The organism is Nocardiopsis changdeensis (assembly GCF_018316655.1).
GTDB lineage: Bacteria > Actinomycetota > Actinomycetes > Streptosporangiales > Streptosporangiaceae > Nocardiopsis > Nocardiopsis changdeensis.
Genome location: NZ_CP074133.1, coordinates 1,826,120 through 1,847,048 on the forward strand (window position 1 = coordinate 1,826,120; position 20,929 = coordinate 1,847,048).

Annotated in this window: 13 protein-coding genes; 5 read left to right on the forward strand and 8 right to left on the reverse strand. The window is 72.9% G+C overall.

Features of this window, described 5'->3' with window-relative positions; genetic code table 11:
- Positions 1 to 206 precede the first annotated feature (206 nt).
- Both KGD84_RS08465 and KGD84_RS08470 read left to right on the forward strand, forming a co-directional pair.
- Positions 207 to 2,246: a SpoIIE family protein phosphatase gene (locus KGD84_RS08465; RefSeq protein ID WP_220559708.1), complete on the forward strand. Its 2,040-nt coding sequence runs from the start codon at positions 207 to 209 to the stop codon at positions 2,244 to 2,246.
- A gap of 315 nt (positions 2,247 to 2,561) precedes the next feature.
- Positions 2,562 to 4,289, forward strand: coding sequence for an RNA polymerase sigma factor (locus KGD84_RS08470; RefSeq protein WP_220559709.1), 1,728 nt, complete (start codon positions 2,562 to 2,564; stop codon positions 4,287 to 4,289).
- A gap of 331 nt (positions 4,290 to 4,620) precedes the next feature.
- Here KGD84_RS08470 and yaaA read toward each other — a convergent pair whose 3' ends face one another.
- Positions 4,621 to 5,412: a peroxide stress protein YaaA gene (yaaA, locus tag KGD84_RS08475; RefSeq protein WP_220559710.1), complete on the reverse strand. Its 792-nt coding sequence runs from the start codon at positions 5,410 to 5,412 to the stop codon at positions 4,621 to 4,623.
- Between the two features lie 129 nt (positions 5,413 to 5,541).
- Here yaaA and KGD84_RS08480 point away from each other — a divergent pair, with 129 nt between their 5' ends.
- Positions 5,542 to 6,213, forward strand: coding sequence for a GNAT family N-acetyltransferase (locus KGD84_RS08480; RefSeq protein WP_220559711.1), 672 nt, complete (start codon positions 5,542 to 5,544; stop codon positions 6,211 to 6,213).
- Positions 6,214 to 6,295: 82 nt separating this feature from the next.
- Here the strand turns inward: KGD84_RS08480 and KGD84_RS08485 are convergent, their stop codons facing one another.
- Positions 6,296 to 6,502: a DUF7455 domain-containing protein gene (locus tag KGD84_RS08485; protein WP_220559712.1), complete on the reverse strand. Its 207-nt coding sequence runs from the start codon at positions 6,500 to 6,502 to the stop codon at positions 6,296 to 6,298.
- Positions 6,503 to 6,991: 489 nt separating this feature from the next.
- Here KGD84_RS08485 and KGD84_RS08490 point away from each other — a divergent pair, with 489 nt between their 5' ends.
- Positions 6,992 to 9,100, forward strand: a complete 2,109-nt coding sequence (locus tag KGD84_RS08490; RefSeq protein WP_220559713.1) for a DNA gyrase/topoisomerase IV subunit B — start codon at positions 6,992 to 6,994, stop codon at positions 9,098 to 9,100.
- A gap of 75 nt (positions 9,101 to 9,175) precedes the next feature.
- On the opposite strand, the gene cds1 is transcribed toward KGD84_RS08490, so the two are convergent.
- The 5 genes from cds1 to KGD84_RS33530 all read right to left on the reverse strand — a co-directional run bounded on the left by cds1 (position 9,176) and on the right by KGD84_RS33530 (position 16,955).
- Positions 9,176 to 10,300 (reverse strand): L-cysteine desulfhydrase Cds1, encoded by a 1,125-nt coding sequence (gene cds1 / locus KGD84_RS08495; protein WP_255646408.1) that lies wholly within the window; start codon positions 10,298 to 10,300, stop codon positions 9,176 to 9,178.
- Between the two features lie 76 nt (positions 10,301 to 10,376).
- Positions 10,377 to 10,703, reverse strand: a complete 327-nt coding sequence (locus tag KGD84_RS08500) for a tetratricopeptide repeat protein (protein WP_220559714.1) — start codon at positions 10,701 to 10,703, stop codon at positions 10,377 to 10,379.
- A 113-nt stretch (positions 10,704 to 10,816) separates the two neighbouring features.
- A complete protein-coding gene (locus tag KGD84_RS08505; RefSeq protein WP_220559715.1) occupies positions 10,817 to 11,347 on the reverse strand; it encodes a beta-class carbonic anhydrase in 531 nt (176 codons plus the stop codon).
- 79 nt (positions 11,348 to 11,426) lie between these two features.
- Positions 11,427 to 13,913, reverse strand: a complete 2,487-nt coding sequence (locus KGD84_RS08510; protein WP_220559716.1) for a DNA gyrase/topoisomerase IV subunit A — start codon at positions 13,911 to 13,913, stop codon at positions 11,427 to 11,429.
- A 180-nt stretch (positions 13,914 to 14,093) separates the two neighbouring features.
- A complete protein-coding gene (locus KGD84_RS33530) occupies positions 14,094 to 16,955 on the reverse strand; it encodes a glycosyl hydrolase (protein WP_220559718.1) in 2,862 nt (953 codons plus the stop codon).
- Positions 16,956 to 17,301: 346 nt separating this feature from the next.
- On the opposite strand from KGD84_RS33530, the gene KGD84_RS08520 reads away from it, so the two are divergent.
- Positions 17,302 to 19,467, forward strand: coding sequence for a RecQ family ATP-dependent DNA helicase (locus KGD84_RS08520; protein WP_220559719.1), 2,166 nt, complete (start codon positions 17,302 to 17,304; stop codon positions 19,465 to 19,467).
- Positions 19,468 to 19,767: 300 nt separating this feature from the next.
- Here KGD84_RS08520 and KGD84_RS08525 read toward each other — a convergent pair whose 3' ends face one another.
- Entirely contained in the window at positions 19,768 to 20,703 is a 936-nt protein-coding gene (locus KGD84_RS08525; protein ID WP_220565624.1) for a carbohydrate kinase family protein, read from the reverse strand.
- Positions 20,704 to 20,929: the final 226 nt, after the last annotated feature.

A 20,929-nucleotide genomic window follows, 5' to 3' on the forward strand; every position in this document is an offset into this window, starting at 1 on the left:
CGGGCGTGTCCTATGCTTGAGCCGTGACAGCGGCCGAGAGGAGTCGTGGGAGTGACTCCCGAGGGCCGTGGAGCCCCCCGATCCCCTTTCGGCACCGCGCCGCGGATTCACATCACCCCCGCGCGGTCCGGTCCCCGGGACGAGGGGTCCGTGTGCTCGGTCGGTCGGGTCGGGAAATCCGAGGGTTCAGCGGAGGTGTCGAGCAGGTGAGCGCCGAGACGTCCATTCCTCCGCCCCGTTCCGACGGCGACGCCGTTCCGGACGACGCGGTCCGCGCACTTCTGGACGATTCCCCCATCGGATTCGCCCTGATGGATTCCACCGGGCGGATCATCGCCGCGAACCGCCTGGTCGCCGAGGTGCTCGGCCGCGCCCCCGAACTGTGCCCGGGGCACGAGCCCGTCGAGCTGATGCGCGCCTGCGGCGTCCCGGCCGCCGGGTCGGCGGTCGCCGAGCGCGCCGAGGACCGGGTGGTCCGCGTCCGCCACCGCACCGACGACGGCCGGCTGTGGGACCTCACCTGGTTCCCCGTCGTCGACCCCGTCACCGGCGACCCCCGGCTCGCCCTCATCGCGATCCGCGACGGCGGCGGCGTGCACCGCGACGAGCAGCGCCTGCGCGCCCTGCTCCAGATCGGCAACCAGGTCGTCTGGACCGCCGACGCCCGGGGCGAGGTCCACGAGGACAGCCCGCAGTGGCGCAACATCACCGGCCAGAGCACGCAGGACTACCTCGGCCGCGGCTGGCTCGACGCCCTGCACCCCGACGACCGGGCCTCCGTCGAGCGCGCCTGGGACGACGCCGTCCTGGACGGCACCCCGTTCGACGCGCTGTTCCGGGTGCGCACCCGCTCCGGCGGCTACGACCACTTCCGGGCCCGGGCCAAGCCCGTGACCGAGGGCGGGGCGCCCGTCGAGTGGGTGGGCAGCCTCGTGGACGTCACCACCGAGCGCGAGGCCGACGAGCTGCGCCGCCGGCTCAACCAGCAGCTCAGCGAGGCGGCCATGCGCACCGCCCGCCTCCAGCAGGCCACCTCCGACCTGGCCGAGGCCCTCACCGTCGACGAGGTCGTCGCCGCCATGTCCGAGATCGGCCGCTCCGGCGTGGGCGCCGACCACATCAGCGTGGTCCTGCTCGACCGCAACGGGGCGCGGCTGGACACCGTCGCCGCCGCCGGGGCCCATCCGCTGCCCCGCGCGTCGTTCCCGCTGGGCCACCCCGAGATCAGCGCGCTCGCCATCGCCGAGCGCGCCCCCCGCACCGCCGCCGACCCGGCCGGGCTCGCCGCCCTCCTGGAGGACGCGCCCGCGGTCGAGGAGCTGGTCCGCCTCACCCCCGAGCGGGCCTGGGCCGCGCTGCCCATGATGGTGGCGGGCCGCCCCATCGGGGCGCTGCGCCTGGCCTTCACCGCGCCGCGCGAGATCGGCGACGAGGAGCGCGTGTTCCTGGAGGCCCTGGCCGGGCAGTGCGCCCTGGCCATCGGCCGGGCCGCGCTCTACGAGCAGGAGCACAACACCGCGGAGGAGCTCCAGCGCAGCCTGCTCCCCGAGGAGCTGCCCGACGTGCGCGGGGTGCGCCTGGCCGCGTACTACCGGTCCGGCTCCCGCCACGTCCAGGTCGGCGGCGACTGGTACGACGCCTTCCCGCTGCCCGACGGGCGCATCGCCGGAGTGCTGGGCGACGTCATGGGCAAGGGCATCCCGGCCGCCGCGGGAATGAGCCGCATCCGCAACGCGTTGCGCGCACTGGCGTTCTCCATGCCGGAGCCCGCCGACGTCCTCACCGGGCTGGACCGCATGTTCAGCGCCACCGAGGCCATGGACCAGGTCACCACCCTGGTGTACTTCGTCCTGGACCCGGTCACCGGCCAGCTCGACCTCAGCAACGCGGGGCACCTGCCGCCGCTGGTCGTGGCGGGCGGGACCCGGCCCTCACTGCTGGACACCGACCCCGACACACCGCTGGGGATCACCTCCGTGCGAGGACACCACAAATTCTTCGTCCAACCCGGTAACACCGTCGCCCTCTACTCCGATGGACTGGTCGAGAACCGCAAACGGTCCGTCGACTCCGGGCTCGAGGAGCTCGTCGACGTGGCGTCCTCGGCTCCACCGGAAGTGGTGGGCGATCCACAGCAGATGCTGGAGTACCTTGTTGAGAGCATGCTCGAAGGGTATGAGCAGGACGATGACGTCACTCTGCTCGCCGTCCAGCTCCCGGTGATCGAGTCCGTCGCCGACCGTTGAGTCGCGTACGGAGGAGGACACCGTGGGGAGGAGCGGTGGACCGTACGAACAAGTCCATTCCTTTGCCTACAGTGAAGAAGCCGTTCCGCCCCGCACGGGGGTGATTCCGCGCAGCCGCCCGGAGAGCCGACCGCTCACCGTGCGTCTCCTGCGGGGAATGATCTCCGAGAGCGCATACGCTTGAAAGACAAACGGCTTCCCCGCCCCGGCGGGGACGATCCCAGGCCGCAGGTGGGAGAGGGCGCGGTGCCCGGTCCCGGCCAGGCGGACCACCGGGTCCGACAATCTCGCCACACGTCCGTTCGAGAGGTGTTTGTGTCATCTGCCAGTTCGACTCGCTCGAAGCAGTCCGAGTCACTGCAAGAGCCCGTCATTCAGCAGCTGATCGAGCGTGGGCGGTCCCAGGGCTATCTTGAGCCCGAGGACGTGCGCCGTGCCTTCGAAGAGGCCGAAATCCCGATGTCGCAGGCGCAGTCCGTGCTCCGCAGCCTCGCGAAGGAGGGCGTGACCGTACTCGTCCCCGAGTCCGCGTCCTCCCGGCGCAAGACCACGCGGCGCAAGACGACGGCCACGCGGTCCACCACCTCGACCAGGTCCACCAAGGTCACCACGACCTCCACCACGGCCCGGACCGCCAAGCCGGTGCGCGCCGCGGCCGCCCAGGAGCAGCCGGAGACGGTCACCGCCGTCGTCGACTCCGCCGAGGCCGCCGCCGACAAGAAGGCGCCCGTCCGCAAGGCCGCCGCCAAGAAGGCGACGACCGCGAAGAAGACCACCGCGGCCGCCGCCAAGAAGACGGCCGCGCCCAAGAAGGCCGCCGTCGCCAAGGACCCCGCCGCGGCCAAGAAGACCGCCGGCCGCAAGACCGCGGGCAAGAAGGACCTGGAGCTCGCGCCGGAGGCGGACGCGGACGCGGAGGACTTCGACGAGGACGACCTCGACGACCTCGAGCACACCGGCGCCGAGCTGGAGCTGGTCGAGGACACCGCCGAGGAGGTGCCGGAGAAGGAGCTCAAGCCGGCCCGCCCCGAGGCCGTGGGCTCCCCGGTCAAGACCGGGAACGAGGACGAGTCCTTCGTTCTGTACGACGATGACGACGACGCCCCCGCCGCGCAGGTGGTGGCCGCCGGCGCCACCGCCGACCCGGTCAAGGACTACCTCAAGCAGATCGGCAAGGTGCCGCTCCTCAACGCCGAGCAGGAGGTCGAGCTCGCCAAGCGGATCGAGGCCGGCCTGTTCGCCGAGGAGAAGCTCGCCGAGGAGGCCGACGGCCTCTCCTTCGAGCTGCGCGACGAGCTGGAGTGGATCGCCGAGGACGGCGGCCGCGCCAAGAAGCACCTGCTGGAGGCCAACCTCCGCCTGGTCGTCTCGCTCGCCAAGCGCTACACCGGCCGCGGCATGCTCTTCCTGGACCTGATCCAGGAGGGCAACCTGGGCCTGATCCGCGCGGTGGAGAAGTTCGACTACACCAAGGGCTTCAAGTTCTCCACGTACGCCACGTGGTGGATCCGCCAGGCGATCACCCGCGCGATGGCCGACCAGGCCCGCACCATCCGCATCCCGGTGCACATGGTCGAGGTCATCAACAAGCTGGCCCGCGTCCAGCGCCAGATGCTCCAGGACCTGGGCCGCGAGCCCACCCCGGAGGAGCTGGCCAAGGAACTCGACATGACCCCCGAGAAGGTCGTCGAGGTGCAGAAGTACGGCCGTGAGCCGATCTCCCTGCACACCCCGCTGGGCGAGGACGGCGACAGCGAGTTCGGCGACCTCATCGAGGACTCCGAGGCCATCCAGCCGGGCGAGGCGGTCAGCTTCACCCTGCTCCAGGAGCAGCTGCACTCGGTGCTGGACACCCTGTCCGAGCGCGAGGCCGGCGTGGTCTCCATGCGCTTCGGCCTGACCGACGGCCAGCCGAAGACTTTAGACGAGATCGGCAAGGTCTACGGGGTCACCCGCGAGCGCATCCGGCAGATCGAGAGCAAGACGATGTCCAAGCTCCGCCACCCGTCGCGCTCCCAGGTGCTCCGCGACTACCTGGACTAGGCCGTCCGGAGTGCATCGCGGCCTGAGACGGCCTGAACCCGTGTGCCCTTCCGTTCGCTGAACGGGAGGGCACACGGGTTCCGCGGTGCCTTCGTCGGTCGACGGGTGTGGCGACGCCCGCGTTCCCGCACCATCGGCCGGCCCGTTCCCACACGCGCCGACCTGACCGGGTACCGCCCGGCCGCGGTGGATTCGATCCCAGGTGTTCCGTCGTCCATCCGACACCGCCCATGCTCGCGCAGTGCCTGTAGGTGCGGGATAAAGTCGCGATGCCGGTTCGTTATCTCACGCAGAGCGACGGAGCGGTCCCCGGTCCCCCGGTCCCTCCGGCTCAGTCGCGCACGACGACGTCGAGGACCCGCGGGGCCCCGGCCTTCGCCTCGGGCGTCTCCACCGTGTGCCCCAGGTCCCGCAGCGCCGCGGCCAGCTCCGCTACGCCGGCCGCCTCGACCCCCTCGGCCAGCAGCGACCGGGCGATGTCGCCGCGGGTGGCCTTGGCCATGTGGCTGACCACCGAGCGCCGGACCTCCGAGCCGACGACCCGCTCGCGCAGCACCCGCACCGACACCAGCCGCTCGGCCGCGGCGCCCCGGGGCTTGAACGCGGCGGTGTAGGTCGCCGACCGGCAGTCCACGAGCAGCCGGTCCCCGGCCAGTTCCCCCAGCGGTCCGGCCATGGCCCTGCGCCAGTAGGCGCCCAGCCCGCCCAGCGGCGGCAGCTTCACACCCATCGACAGCCGGTAGGGCGGCAGCGCGTCGTCGGGGCCGACCACGCCCCACAGCCCGGAGAAGACCAGGACCCGCTCCCGGACGCGGCCGGGGTGCTCCCGGAGCAGTTCGGGCAGGCCCAGGCGGTCGTAGAGGACGCCGGTGTACAGGTCGGCGGCGCGCAGGGTCGGCGCGGTGGCCGCGTCCAGGTCGCGCTTGACGGCGTCGGCCTGTCCCGGGGTGAGCCCCAGCACCTCCAGCGCGGTGTCCTCCGGGCCCGAGCACAGCTCCTCCAGCGCCGCCAGGACCTCCCGGCGGGCGGGGGCCAGTGCGGGCAGCACCAGGGACTCCGGGTCCACGGCGGGACCGGTGCCGGAGGGGGCCTTGCCCTCGGACGGCGGCAGCAGGATGAGCATGGTCGAACGGTCTCCAGGTTCGATCGGGGTGGTCGGTCCACATGCTAGGGCGTGGCGGGCGCCCCGGCGGCCGGGGCGGGCCCGCGGCCCGCTAGGATCGCCGCTTCCGGAGAGAGGGAGGCGGCGGGCGTGCACGAGTGGGCGGCGCGGGTGGCGCGGGACTGGCCGGCGTTCGAGGTCGTCGAACGGGGCGGCTGGCGGTTCGGCACCGCGGAGGGGGTGACCAAGCGCGCCAACAGCGCCGTGCTCCTGGCACCCGGCGCGGACCCGGCCGAGGTCACCGCGTTCTACCGGGAGCGGGGGCTCACCCCCTGCGCCCAGGTGTGGCCGGGGCAGGAGGAGGCGGACGCGCGCCTGGAACGGCACGGCTACGCGGTGGTGGAGCCCACACTGGTCCTGGCCCGGGAGCCGCTCGGGCGCCCGCGGGCCCCGGGCACCACGGCGGTCGCCGCCGCGCCCGGCGCCGACTGGCTCGCCCACGGCCCGGCCCGGGTGGACGTGGTCGCCCGCATCCTGGGCGGGACCACCGCGCTGTACGGGACCGCCCCCGGCGGCGCGGGCCGGGGCTGCGCGGTGCTGTCGGGGCGCTCGGCGGCGGTCTGCGCCATGGTCACCGCCCCCGGGGCCCGGCGCCGGGGCGTCGCCTCGGGGATCCTGGCCGACCTGTTGGCCGCGGCCCATGACAAGGGCGCCACCGATGCCTACCTGTGCGTGGTGACGGAGAACACGGCGGCGCGCCGCCTCTACGAGGGCTTCGGGTTCACCGAGGTGTCCGCGTACCACAACCGCGTCCTGGCCTGAGGCCGCTCCGCGGTCCGGGCACACGACGGGCGGCGGTCCCCTGTCGGGGGCCGCCGCCCGTGTCCGTGCGGTGCGACCGGCGCTACTTGTCGTCGTTGAGCTTGTCGGTCTCGTCGTGGATGTCCGAAGCGATCTTCCGGAGGGAATCGTCGTGCTTGCGCATGTGGTGCGCGCAGAACAGCAGCTCGCCACCGGAGTTCAGCAGCACCCGGACGTAAGCCTGTGCACCACAGCGGTCGCAACGGTCAGCAGCCGTCAGCGGCTGGGTGGGGGCAAGGGTTCCAGTCACTTCGCCATCCTCAATACTCGGCGTCGGTCACCTCAGACAACATCTAACCCGACCCAGACGTTCCCAACCCGGGGCCGTGTACGCCGACAGCGGAATCCGCCTGATTGGTGCCTGGAGATCTCCCTTTGGGGCCTTTGTGGCCGCTCGTCGTTTCTACTCCTTGGTGTACCCCCTGAACGCCCGACGCATCCCCGGAAAAGGGGAGTATCCAGGTCGCATCCACCGGAGGTGGTAGTCTCGCGCGGGGCAGGACCGTTCCGGCCGCCGCCGACCCCGCTCCCCGCGGTGTTCCCGGTCGCCGCCGGCCCGCCCCGGGCGACCGTCCGGCACCGCCGCCGGACCCGTACGAACCCGCCCGAACCCTCCCCGGCGTACGAGGTGAACCGACCCGTACGCCGTGGCCTGGCCCTTTTCGTCGGTGCGGCGCGGTACAAAGGGCACGCACCGCATCCGAGCCCCGATGGCCCTCAAGACGCAGGAGATGTCCGAGTGACCGCCTTGACCGCAGCCGTCCACGACCCCGAGGACTATTCCGCCCGGCACCTGTCGGTCCTCGAAGGTCTTGAGGCGGTGCGCAAACGGCCGGGCATGTACATCGGCTCCACCGACAGCCGCGGCCTCACCCACTGCATGTGGGAGATCATCGACAACTCCGTCGACGAGGCCCTGGGCGGCTTCTGCACGCGTATCGACGTCGTCCTGCACAACGACGGCTCGGTGTCGGTGGCCGACGACGGCCGCGGGATCCCCGTCGACATCGAGCCCAAGAGCGGGCTCTCCGGTGTGGAGCTGGTCATGACCAAGCTGCACGCCGGCGGCAAGTTCGGCTCCGGCTCCTACACCGCCTCCGGCGGCCTGCACGGTGTCGGCGCCTCCGTGGTCAACGCCCTGTCCGCCCGCGTCGACGTGGAGGTCGACCGCCAGGGCCACACCCACGGCCTCTCCTTCCGCCGCGGCATCCCCGGGCGCTTCGCAGGGGCCGGGCCCGACGCCGAGTTCACCGCCGTCTCGGGGCTGGAGCAGTTCCGCAAGATCGCCAAGAAGCTCACCGGCACCCGCATCCGGTTCTGGCCGGACATGCAGATCTTCATCAAGGGCGCCGAGATCGCCCGGGAGTCCCTGCTGGAGCGGGCCCGCCAGACCGCCTTCCTGGTGCCCGGGCTCACCATCTCCGTGCGCGACGAGCGCGTGGAGGGCGAGGAGCAGCCCTTCGAGGAGGAGTTCCGCTTCGACGGCGGGATCAGCGAGTTCTGCACCTTCCTGGCACCCGACGACGCGGTCAGCGACGTGCTGCGCATCCAGGGCAGCGGCAACTTCACCGAGACCGTCCCCGTGCTCGACGACGCCGGGCACATGGTCCCCGCCGACGTGGAGCGCCGGCTGGACGTGGACGTCGCGCTGCGCTGGGGCACCGGCTACGACACCACGGTCCGCTCCTTCGTCAACGTCATCGCCACCCCCAAGGGCGGCACCCACATCACCGGGTTCGAGCGCGCCCTGGTCCGGGTCATCAACGACCAGCTGCGCGCCGTCAAGCTGCTCAAGAACAGCGACGACCCGGTCACCAAGGACGACACCCAGGAGGGGCTCACCGCGGTCGTCACCGTCCGCCTGCCCGAGCCCCAGTTCGAGGGCCAGACCAAGGAGATCCTGGGCACCTCCGCGGCCGCCCGCATCGTCTCCCAGGTGGTCGGCCGGGAGCTGCGCGAATTCCTCACCTCCACCAACAAGGCGGACAAGGCCAAGGCCCGCACCGTCATGGAGAAGGTGGTCAACGCCGCCAAGGCCCGCCTGGCCGCCCGCCAGCAGCGCGAGACCCAGCGGCGCAAGAACGCCCTGGAGAACTCGGCGCTGCCCGCCAAGCTGGTGGACTGCCGCAGCGAGGGGCTGGACCGCAGCGAGCTGTTCATCGTCGAGGGGGACTCGGCGCTGGGCACCGCCAAGCTGGCCCGCGACTCGGAGTTCCAGGCGCTGCTGCCCATCCGCGGCAAGATCCTCAACGTGCAGAAGTCGTCGGTCGCCGACATGCTCAAGAACGCCGAGTGCGCCGCCATCATCCAGGTGATCGGCGCCGGGTCCGGCCGCAGCTTCGACCTCGACGCCGCCCGCTACGGCCGGGTCATCCTCATGGCCGACGCCGACGTGGACGGCGCGCACATCCGGTGCCTGCTGCTCACCCTCATCTACCGCTACATGCGGCCGATGCTGGAGGCGGGCCGGGTGTTCGCCGCGGTCCCGCCGCTGCACCGCATCGAGCTCACCAACACCCGCCGCAAGCGGGGGGCCAAGCCCGAGGACAAGTACATCTACACCTACTCCGACGCCGAGCTGACCCGCACCCTCCTGGACCTGGAGAAGCGCGGCATCGCCTGGAAGGAGCCGGTGCAGCGCTACAAGGGCCTGGGCGAGATGGACGCCGACCAGCTGGCCGAGACCACCATGGACCCGCGGTACCGCACCCTGCGCCGCATCCGGGTGGAGCAGGCCGAGGAGGCCGCGAACGTGTTCAACCTGCTCATGGGCAACGAGGTCGCGCCGCGCCGCCGGTTCATCCAGCAGGGCGCCCAGGAGCTCGACGTCGCCCGCATCGACGCCTAGCCCCCGCGGCCGCCCCCGCCCGCCACGGCCCCCTCGGCCCCGGTCCCGGACACTCCGGGGCCGGGGCCGTCCGGGTCAGGCGGGCGGGGCCCAGACGCCCTCGCCGAGGAAGCGGTCGATGGCGTCGCGGTACGGGGCGGGGTCCAGCCCCCGCTCGGCCACCCAGGCGTCGTTGTAGTAGCTGTGCCGGTAGCGCTCGCCGCCGTCGCAGATCAGGGTCACCACGCTGCCCCGGCGCCCTTCGTCGAGCATCCGGGCCACCAGGTGCCACACGCCCCACAGGTTGGTCCCGGTGGATCCGCCCGCCGACAGGCCGGTCCGGTCGTACAGGTGGCGCATGGCGGCGATGCTCGCGGCGTCGGGCACCGGCATCATCAGGTCGATGACCGACGGAACGAAGCTCGGCTCCATGCGCGGGCGGCCGATCCCCTCGATGCGCGAGGGCATCCCCGTGCCGTAGTCCGCGGCGCCGGTCACCCACCCCGGGAAGAACGCCGAGTTCTCCGGGTCCACCACCGCCAGCCGTGTGTGCAGCCGCTTGTAGCGCAGGTAACGGCCGATCGTCGCCGAGGTGCCGCCGGTGCCGGCGCCCACCACGATCCAGTCGGGGCACGGGTGCCGCTCCATCGACAGCTGCTCGAAGATCGACTCGGCGATGTTGTTGTTGCCGCGCCAGTCCGTCGCCCGTTCGGCGTAGGTGAACTGGTCCATGTAGTGGCCGCCGCTCTCCGCGGCCAGCCGCTCCGCCTCGGAGTACATGTCCGGCGGGGAGTCCACGAAGTGGCAGCGGCCCCCGTAGCGCTCGATCAGGGCGATCTTCTCCGGGCTCGTCCTGCGGGGGATCACCGTGACGAAGTCCAGGCCCAGCAGCCGTGCGAAGTACGCCTCCGACACCGCGGTGGAGCCGGAGCTGGCCTCCACGATCGTGGTGCCCTCGTCGATCCACCCGTTGGCCAGCCCGTACAGGAACAGGGACCGGGCGAGCCGGTGCTTGAGGCTGCCGGTCGGGTGGACCGACTCGTCCTTGAGGTAGAGGTCGATGCCCCATTCGGGGGGCAGCGGGAACACGTGCAGGTGCGTGTCGGCCGAGCGGTTCGCGTCCGCGATCACCTTGCGGACCGCCTCGTCGGCCCAGGAGCGCCGCGAGTCGCTGCATCGGTCCACCCAGGGGGTGCCGTCGGGGTCTGTCGGAGGTGCCATGACCAGCAGGGTAGCGGGCGGGCACGGCGAGGCCCCCGGGACTCCGCGTCCCGGGGCCCTCGGCGGGGTGCGGCCCTCAGTCGAGCGAGCCGCCCGACATCACCGCGTGCATGCGGCGGTAGGTGGCCGCCTCCTCGTGCCTGCTCTGGCGTTCCAGGGTGCGGGCGAGCGCGATGTGCGCCCAGTGGTCCACCGGGTCGAGCTCGATGATCCGGCGGAACGTCCGCTCCGCCTTGTTCAGCTGCGCGGAGTGGAAGTAGGCGCGGCCCAGGAGCTCCAGCAGGGAACGGCTCTCGGGCTCGTCCTCCACGGCCGGCTCCAGGGTTCTGGCCGCGTAGATGGGGTCGCCCAGCTCCATGAACATGCGGGCGCGGTTGAAGATGTCGTACGTGCTCTCTTCCACGAGTGCTCCTCCCGGCGGCACGGGGGCCGTCATCGGGTCGAACGGTCGGGGGGACGACCGCATTCCCCTAGTTGATCCCCGGTCACCGGGGGCGCACACGCCCGCGGGCCCCCTCAGAAGTCGACGGGGGAGAGCCGGCCGGTGTCCACGTCGTAGACCGCCCCCGCCACCGGCAGCCCGGCGGGCAGCAGCGGGTGGTGGCGGATGCGCTCCAGGTCGTGCCGCAGCGCCCCCAGCTGGTCGTTGTCGGTGTGGAAGTCCAGGCTGCGGGTGTCCACCCCGTACTCCTCCATGATGGTGTCGTGCACCGCGTCGTCGCTGGGGACGGACGCCATCTTGCACCTGGTGTGCGGCATGACCAGCACCCGCTCCACTCCCAGCAGGTACACGGCCAGCACCAGGGTCCGCAGGGTGTCATCGGTGACCCGGGCGCCCGCGTTGCGCATGATCTTGGCGTCGCCGGGCTTGAGGCCCAGCAGGTCCAGCGGTTCGATCCTGGAGTCCATGCAGGTCACCAGGGCCAGGCCGCGCGCGGCGACGGGCTTGAGCCCGGCCAGTGAATACCGGGCCGCGTAGTCCTCGTTGGCGGCGATGACGTCGTCGAACGCGCCGCCCGCCGGGCCGCTCGTGCTGTCGTTGCTCATGAGATCCCCCTCAGTCCGTACCCAAGACGATGCCGTGCACATCGAACCAGGTCGGTGTGCACGGCATGTTGCGACTTCCTCAGGCCCCGGAACCCGGGGCCGTGATACCGAAGTCGGTCCGTCCACTCCCTACCGTAACGATCGCGCGCGGCAGAGCCTCACCCGACCCGTCCCGACGCTCGGTCGTGTCGGGCAGGCGCACCGGCTTGCCGTCGGCGCGGGCGGCCCGCGCCGGACCCCGGCCGATCCACGCCATGAGCAGGGTGTCCTCGCCCTTGAGGTAGCGGTGGCAGCGCACACCGCCGGTGGCGCGGCCCTTGGCCGGGTACGCGGAGAACGGGGTGACCTTGGCCGCTCCGGCCTGGGTCCCCTCCAGGGCACTGCTCGCACCGGACACGGTCACCACGACCGAGTCCTCGGGGCTGCTCACCGCGCCGAACCACAGCACGCGGGCCTCCTCCGGCAGCCGTACGCCCGCCACACCGCCGGCCGGGCGGCCCTGCGGGCGCACCGCGGAGGCGGGGAAGCGCAGCAGCTGCGCCTCGGAGGTGACGAACGCCAGGTCCTCCTCGCCCGTGGACAGCTGGGAGACGCCGATGACGCGGTCGTCGTCCTTGAGGGTGATGACCTCGAAGTCGTCCTTGTTGGGCGGGTAGTCCGGGGCGACCCGCTTGACCACGCCGGCGACGGTGCCCAGCACGAAACCGGGCCCGGAGGCGTCCATGGACACCACCGACACGACCCGTTCGTCCCCGTCCAGCTGGACGAACTCGGCGACCGGAAGGCCCGACGCCAGCGGCGGGGCCTCCTCGCCCTCGTCGGGCAGCTCGGGCAGCTCCACCACCGGGACGCGGATCATCCGCCCCAGGTCGGTGACCAGGCCGACGTCCGAACGGGAGGTGGTGGGCACCGACACGGCGATCGCGTCGTGCCGCACGCGCAGCCCCTCGAACATGGGCGGCGGGACGGCCCCCCGGCTGCGGCCGATCCGCCCGTCCACGTCCATGAGCACGTGGCAGGGCTGGTCGGCCATCTCCAGCGGGATCACCGCGGCGCGGGAGACGCCGTCGCTCTCGCGCAGCTGCGTGCGGCGCGGGGTGGCGAACTTCTTGGAGACGTCGCCCAGCTCCTTGGAGACGACCCGGCGCAGCTTCTTGTCCGACTCCAGGATCGACGTGAGCTCGTCGATCTCGCTGTTGAGCTGGTCGCGCTCGGTCTCCAGCTCCAGCCGGTCGAACCTGGTCAGGCGGCGCAGCGGGGTGTCCAGGATGTAGCGGGCCTGGATGTCCGACAGGTCGTAGGCCGACATCAGCGACTCGCGGGCCGCGGTGGAGTCATCGGCCTCGCGGATGAGCGCGATGACGCGGTCGATGTCGAGCAGGGCCACCAGCAGGCCGTCCACCAGGTGCAGGCGCTCGCGGCGCTTGCGGCGGCGGAACTCGCTGCGGCGGCGCACGACCTCCAGCCGGTGGCCGACGTAGACCTGGAGGAGCTCGCGCAGGCCCAGGGTCTGGGGCTGGCCGTCGACCAGGGCGACGTTGTTGATGCCGAAGGACTCCTCCATCGGCGTCAGCCGGTAGAGCTCCTCCAGGACGGCCTCGGGGTTGAAGCCGTTCTTGAGCTCGATGACCAGCCGCAGCCCCTGGTTGCGGTCGGTCAGGTCCTTCAGGTCGGAGATGCCCTGGAGCTTCTTGGACTGCACCAGCTCCTTGATGCGGGCGACGACCTTCTCGGGGCCCACGTTGTAGGGCAGCTCGGTGACGATCAGGCCGGTGCGCCGGGCGCTGACCTTCTCGATGGCGACGGTGGCGCGGGTCTTGAACGTGCCCCGCCCGGTCCGGTAGGCGTCGCGGATGCCGTCCAGTCCGACGATGCTGCCACCGGTGGGCAGGTCCGGCCCCGGGACGAACTCGGTGAGCTCCTCCAGGGTGGCCTCGGGGTGGGCGATGAGGTGGCGGGCCGCCGCGATGACCTCGCCCAGGTTGTGCGGGGCCATGTTGGTGGCCATGCCGACCGCGATGCCGGCGGCGCCGTTGACCAGCAGGTTCGGGAAGGCCGCGGGCAGGACCTCGGGCTCGGTCTCCTGGCCGTCGTAGTTGGGCTTGAAGTCGACGACGTCCTCGTCGATGCCCGACACGAGCAGCTCGGCGGCCCGGTCCAGGCGGGCCTCGGTGTACCGCATGGCGGCGGGGGCGTCGTCGCCGCCCAGGGAGCCGAAGTTGCCGTGGCCGTCCACCAGGGGGACGCGCATGGCGAAGGGCTGGCTCAGGCGCACCAGCGCGTCGTAGATGGCGGAGTCGCCGTGGGGGTGCAGGCGGCCCATCACCTCACCGACCACGCGGGCGCACTTGACGTGCCCGCGCTCCGGGCGCAGCCCCATTTCGTTCATCTGGTACAGGATGCGGCGCTGGACGGGCTTCATGCCGTCCCGCGCGTCGGGCAGGGCGCGCTGGTAGATCACCGAGTAGGCGTACTCGAGGAAGCTGCCGCGCATCTCCTCGGAGACGTCGATGTCGATGATCTTCTCTGCGAGATCCTCGGGGGGGTGGGAAGTTGTACGGGCCATGTCCGTAATTCTGGCCCGAACCAGAGACTGAAACGTACGTGTGCGCGTGGTCGGGCGTGTGTGAGTCGCGCGACTGGCGGGTTTCGTCCGTGGCGGTGGCGCTTTATGACCTTCCTGCCGAGGGGCGGCCCCGCTCCGGGAGCGAATCGGAACGGGGCCGCCGGGGTGCCGTCGCGCGGGTCAGCCGCCGAAGGGGACGGTCAGGGTCGCACCCCCGTCCGCGCCGGTCCGCACGCTGGAGTCGGCCGTGCCCAGGGCGCTCCAGATCTTCAGGCGCACGGTCCCGCCGTCGAGGTCGGCGAAGCCGCCGGAGACGGAGGAGGGGCCCCGGCCCTGCGTGTGGGTCTCCCACCCGGTGACGTCGTCGGTGGCGAAGTAGGGGTAGGTCTCGGTCCGGTCGACGGTCCCGTCGCCGTCGAAGTCGTACTCGACGCGCACCTGGACGGCGTTGGCGACCGAGGCCCCGGAGTCCACCGGCAGGGAGAAGGCGGTCTCCCCGCCGTCGAAGGAACCGCTCACACCCTCCAGTTCGAGGACCACGGCGTCCGCGGGCGGGTCGCCGTCGCGGTTGGCGCCCCCGGCGTCGGGGACCGTGATGACGCCCGCGGTGCCGGGGGGCTCGGCCGACAGGTCCGACCCGTTCGGGTACAGCACGCCGTCGCCCAGGTCGCCGCCCCCGGGGTCGGGGTCGGGCGACGGGTCGGGGCCGCCCGGGTCGCCCCCGCCGCCCTCGCCGACGGTGGAGGCCAGGGTGCCGGGGGCCACCTCCAGTTCGGTGCCGTCGGAGAAGGTGACCGTGATCGGCGAGCCGCCGGGGTTGAACGCGGTGTAGGCGCGCCCGTCGCCGTCGGAGAACACCGCGTAGTGGGCGGTGTCGGCCGTGACGGACGCGTCCACGGTGCCGACCTCGGCCAGCGTGGAGATCCACTGATAGGTGTGCGGCTTGGAGCCGCCCGCCTCCGGTTCGTAGGTCTGCCACTGCGCCTCGAACATGTCCAGGGCGGCGTCGCCGTCCGACAGCGCCCGGTGCGCCCAGTGGATGTCGCGCCAGATCTCGGGCTCGCGTCCCAGGCGGTCCACGAGGGACTCGTACATCGCCCCGGCGTGCGCCGGGTCGTGGCCCAGGTAGAGGGAGCCCGCGGTGATCGGCAGGTAGTTGATGCCGTAGTGCTCCTCGTCGCCGCCGTCCCACCAGATGCGGTAGTCGCCGCCGTCGCCCCAGACCATGCCGACCACGTCGTGGCCGAACCCGTCGGGGAAGGCCTCCCCGCCGTGGTCCTGCCAGTAGCGGGTGACGGTGGAGGCCTGGGTGGTGTGCAGGAAGACGCCCAGGTCGCGCAGCTCCTCGTCGCCGGTCAGCGCGCCGAAGAGCGCGGTGGAGGAGGCGAAGTGCATGCCCTCGGAGGACGACTCCTGGTTGTTGCCCGCGGCGAACCCGGCGTGGCCGGAGGCCCAGCCGTGCCCGGCGTAGGGGGAGAAGGAGCGCAGGCGGGGGAAGAGGCCGGCCTCGGTGGCGGCCACGTCGTCGATGACCATGCGCACCATGCCGCCCCAGGCGTCCTCGGCCGCCCAGCCCCGGTCGTAGCGGGCGATGGTGGCGGCGGCCGAGACCAGGTAGCCGTAGTGGAAGTCGTGGTCGTTGAGCTCGGTGGTGGCGCCGAAGCTGTCCGGGTAGCCCAGGAGCGTCCCCCAGTCGGCCTCGTAGTGCAGGCCGCGGCCGCCCCCGGCGGTCAGCCAGTCCTCGACGCGCCCCTTGAGCAGGCCCAGGAGCTCGTCGCGGGCCTCGGTGTACCCGATGGAGTCCGCGATGGGCACTAGCTGGGCCAGGCGGCCCATGGCCTTGCCGTCCCAGTAGGTGTCGCCGGGGGAGGGGAAGTGCGCGTCCTCGGCGAGGACCTCGTCGATGAGCAGGCGCAGCCGGTCGTGGTCGGCGGAGTCGACGGTGGGCAGGCTCGGCAGGATGCCCTGCGTGGTCAGCTCCGTGGTGAAGGAGCCGCCCAGCGCCACGCGCATCTCCCCGCGCGGGGAGGCGTAGGACAGGCCGGCGACCTCGTCGTCGCTGTTGCCCCAGTGGTGCGGGTACATCGCCAGGACGGTGCCCTCGGCGCCGCCCTCCAGCGCCTCGGTCTCCACCCGGTAGGTGCTGGTGAGGGTGGCGGCCGCCTCGTCGTAGTCGTACTCGACGACGGAGCCGGTGACGGCGGAGTGGGCGTAGGGGGCGAAGTCGTCCAGCGCGTCCGGCGAGGGCAGCAGGGCGACGGAGTAGTGCCCGCCGTCCCCGGTGGGCGCGGTGAAGGTGTCCCCCGAGCGGGTCCAGGGGGACCCGGTGGGGGAGAAGAGGGCGTAGTGGTTGCCGTTGACGGTGGCGCCGACCGTCGAGCCCTCCTCGTGCCAGACGTCCGGCGAACCGGTGAAGGCCACCTCGGCGTCGCCGCCGTCGGTGCGGGCGTGCGCGAAGGGCAGGCCCTGGCCGATGGTGACGTCCAGGGTGGGGCCGCCCGACCAGCGGGCGGTCACGGTCCAGTCGCCGCTGTCGGCGACCCGGGTGTCGGGGGAGTCCAGGCCGACGGCGCCCAGGGAGAGGTCAGCGGTGTGCGGGAACTCGTACTTGAGGCCGTCCGCGACCAGCCGGGGCTCGCGGGGGTGGCCCATCTCCAGGCCCCCGGCGTGGGGCCGGTAGGTGGCCGGGTGAGCGTAGAGGTTCTCGCCGTAGGGGTTGTCCGGGTAGCGCTGGAAGATGAGTGAGGACCACCACTCGTTGGTGGGTGCCGGTCCTTCGAAGTCCTCGGTGACCTTGGGGTCGACCGGCGCCCCGTTGAGGTCGGAGGGGCCGGTGGCGCCGGCGGGGAGGGCGTCGTCGTAGCTCCCGGCGCCGACCGGGACGAGGGCCGCGGCCGCGGCGGGGGCCGCGTTCGGGCCTGCGGTGAGGGCGGTGGTGGTCAGGGCGGTCGCGCCGCCGATCGCGAGCGCCGCCAGGACGGCGGCGGTGCCGCGGCCGGGGGACCGTCGGGAGGGGGCGGGGGGCGGGTGGTTGTCGTCCATCGGTGCGCCTCTCTGGGTTCAGCGGGGGGTTCGCGCATGGGAGCGCTCCCATGCGTGAGGAACCGTGCTCAGAGTGTGCTCAGGCGAAGATGTGAGCGCAATGGAGGAAACTTCGAAAGTTTCTGTTTTGTTACCGTGGTCGGCTCCCGTGGCCGGCGGGAACCGGCACACCCCGCGAACCGTGCGGAGCGCGAGGGGCGGGGGAGGAGCTTCAGGGCACCGCTCGCCGGCGGTGGCGGGCGACGGGCAGGGGGCCTCGTCGGAGGCGTCCGTTGGGGGCGGCGGTGGGCGACGGGCGGGAGTGGACGACGCCCCGGGCGTCGGCCCGCTCTGGTACGAAGGGATCATGGCCACCACCCCTGACCCCACCCTCACCACCGACCCCGCCGACGGGGACCTGCGCGAGCGCGCCGAGGCGCACCTGCGCGCCCTGGCCGGGGACTCCGCCCGGCTGCGCGAGGACCAGTGGACCGCGATCCACGCCCTGGTCGCCGAGCGGCGCCGGGCCCTGGTCGTCCAGCGCACCGGCTGGGGCAAGTCGGCGGTGTACTTCGTGGCCACCGCCCTGCTGCGGGCCCGGGGCGCGGGTCCCACCGTCATCGTCTCGCCGCTGCTGGCCCTCATGCGCAACCAGATCTCCGCCGCCGAGCGCGCGGGCATCCGCGCCCGCACCGTCAACAGCGCCAACACCACCGACTGGCAGGCCGTCTACGCCGACGTGGAGGCGGGCGGGGTCGACGTGCTGCTGGTCAGCCCCGAGCGCCTCAACAACCCCGAGTTCCGCGACCGGGTGCTGCCCGAGCTGGCCGCCGGTGCCGGGTTGGTCGTCGTCGACGAGGCCCACTGCGTCTCCGACTGGGGCCACGACTTCCGCCCCGACTACCGGCGCATCCGCTCCCTGCTGCTGGACCTGCCCGACGGCGTCCCGGTGCTGGCCACCACCGCCACCGCCAACGAGCGCGTCACCCGCGACGTCGCCGAGCAGCTGCGGGCCGGGGCCGACCGGGACGAGACGCTCGTGCTGCGCGGGCCCCTGGACCGGGAGAGCCTGCACCTGTCGGTGGTGGACCTGCCCGAGCCCACCGACCGGCTGGCCTGGCTGGCCGAGCAGCTGCCCCGCATCCCCGGCTCCGGGATCGTCTACACCCTCACCGTCGCGGCGGCCGAGGAGACCGCCCGGTTCCTGGCCGAGCAGGGCATGGAGGTGCGCTCCTACACCGGGCAGACCGACCCCGACGAGCGCCGCGCCGCCGAGGACGACCTGCTGGCCGACCGGGTCAAGGCGCTGGTGGCCACCAGCGCCCTGGGCATGGGCTTCGACAAGCCCGACCTGGGGTTCGTCGTGCACCTGGGCGCGCCCTCCTCGCCGATCTCCTACTACCAGCAGGTCGGCCGTGCCGGGCGCGGGGTCGAGCGGGCCGAGGTGGTGCTGCTCCCGGGGCGCGAGGACACCCGCATCTGGGAGTACTTCGCGAGCCTGTCCTTCCCGCCGGAGGAGACCGTGCGCCGCACCCTGGACGCGCTGGCCGAGGGCGGGCCGCTGTCCGTCGCCCGCCTGGAGACCCGGGTGGACCTGCGCCGCAGCCGCCTGGAGCAGATGCTCAAGGTCCTGGACGTCGACGGGGCGGTGCGCCGGGTGCGCGGCGGCTGGGAGGCCACCGGGCGGGCCTGGTCCTACGACGCCGAACGCTACGAGGCGGTCGCCAAGGCGCGGGAGACCGAGCAGCGGGCGATGCTGGACTACACCGCCCTGGACACCTGCCGGATGGAGTTCCTGCGCCGCCAGCTGGACGACCCGGAGGCCACCGCCTGCGGGCGCTGCGACAACTGCACCGGCCGCACCTGGGAGACCGGGGTCGACCCCGGCCGCCGGGAGGCGGCCGCCGCCCACCTGGACCGGCCGGGCGTGCTCATCGAGCCGCGCCGCCAGTGGCCCACCGGCATGGACACCCTGGGGGTGCCGCTGTCGGGGCGCATCAAGCCCGAGCTCCAGGCCGCGCCGGGCCGCGCCCTGGGCCGGTTCACCGACATCGGCTGGGGGGTCGAGCTGCGCGCCCTGCTCGCCGAGGACGCCCCCGAGGCCCCGGTGAGCGACCGCGTCCTCCAGGGACTGGTGCGGGTCCTGGCCGCCTGGGGCTGGGAAGAGAGGCCGGTGGGTGTGGTGGCCATGCCCTCGCTCACCCGGCCGCGGATGATCAACGACCTGGCCGGGCGCCTGTGCGCCCTGGGCCGCCTCGCCCCGGTGGGCTCCCTGGCCTACGCCACCCCGGAGGGCCCGGGGGAGCGGCGGCACAACAGCGCCATGCGCCTGGCCCAGGTGCACCGGGCCCTGGTCCCGGGCCCCGGCCTGGCCGAGGCCCTGGCCGCCCTCCAGGCCGAGACGCCGGGGCCGGTGCTGCTCGTCGACGACCACACCGACACCGGATGGAGCCTCACCGTCGGCGCCGCGATCCTGCGCGAACTCGGCGCGCCCGCCGTCCTGCCCCTCACCCTCGCCACCACCGGTGGCTGACCCCCGCCCGGGCGCGGCGTTCGCCGGCGCGCGCTCCCTTGCCTGCCGCGAACGGTCTCCGGTTCCCGGGGCGTGCCACGGGACTCCGCCGTCGCTTCGGGCGGCACCGGACACCCGACCGCCGTGGACGCCCTCCGGCGCGTGCGCTCCCTTGCCTGCCGCGGGCGGTCTTCGGCCGCCGCATCCCCGGGTGCGCGGAGACCTCGCCGCCGGTCGACGGCAGGTCCGGGGGTGCTCAGGGAACACGGACGGGGCCCGGTGTCGGCCGGGCCCCGTCGCGGGACGTCATGGGGGTGCGGGTCAGCGGATGCGCTGGCCGCGCGGGGCGCCGCGCCGCACCGGCTGGCCGTTGCCCAGGTCCGGGCGGGCACCCGGCTGGTGCAGGGCGCGCGCCGCCAGGCGGTGCGCCCGGGCCAGGGCCTCCTTGGGGTGGCGGCCCGCCAGCCACGCGGGCAGGAAGCCCGCGATGAACGCGTCGCCCGCGCCCACCGAGCCCGGCGAGGGGTCCACCTGGTCGGCCGGGGCCCACACCACGTCGTCGCGGGTCTTGGACGCCCACAGGCCGCCCTCCTCGCCCAGCTTCAGCACCACGTTCGGGAACCAGGCGGTGAGCACCTTGGCCGCCGCCTCCGGGTCCTCCCGGCCGGTCAGCACCTTGGCCTGGGCCAGGTTCGCGAACAGCAGGCGGGCGCCCTGCGTCCAGTCCAGGAAGTTCTCCGCGCCGGCGCGCTCCAGCGGGGCGTGCGAGCCGCCGTCCACCGAGATGGACATGCCGCTCTCGCGCGCCATCCGCAGCGCCACCCGCGCCGCCCGGCGCGAGTCGGCGTTGATCAGCGTGTAGCCCGACACGTGCAGGTGCCCGTCCGGGCCGAACACGTCGCGCGGCAGGTCCTCGGGCTGGAGGCGGGCGTTGGCGCCCGGGTCGCTCAGCATCGTCCGGTCGCCCCGGTGGGTGATCATCACCACGCAGGTCCCGGTCGCGACCTCGGGGTCCATCACCATCCGGGAGTCGAGCCCGTAGCCCATCAGCTCCATCTCGCGGGTGCGCCCGGTGATGTCGGATCCGCGCCGGCCCACGAACGTGGTCTCGGTGCCCTCCACGGCCAGCCAGGAGGCGATGTTGGCCCCCGAGCCGCCTCCGTACATCACCACCGACGCCGGGGTGTCGCTGCCGCGGGCCAACGGGTGGAACGCGCGCGCGACGGCGTCGGTCATCAGATCACCGATCACGACCACTCGTGTCATATCGCCAGCCACCACCGAGTCATGAGAATTCGTGCCCGCTCGACGTTAACAGGTGAATCGTCAGCGGTGTGTAACGAAGTGACGGCACCCCGGACACACGCCGATTCGGGGCCCTCGTCCCGGAGCCGAGCCCCGTGGACAAGCGTATCCGGCCATAGGGTGCTCGGTCCCGGATCGGGACCTCCGGCCCCCGGGGACGGGACGTACCGCGGGTGTT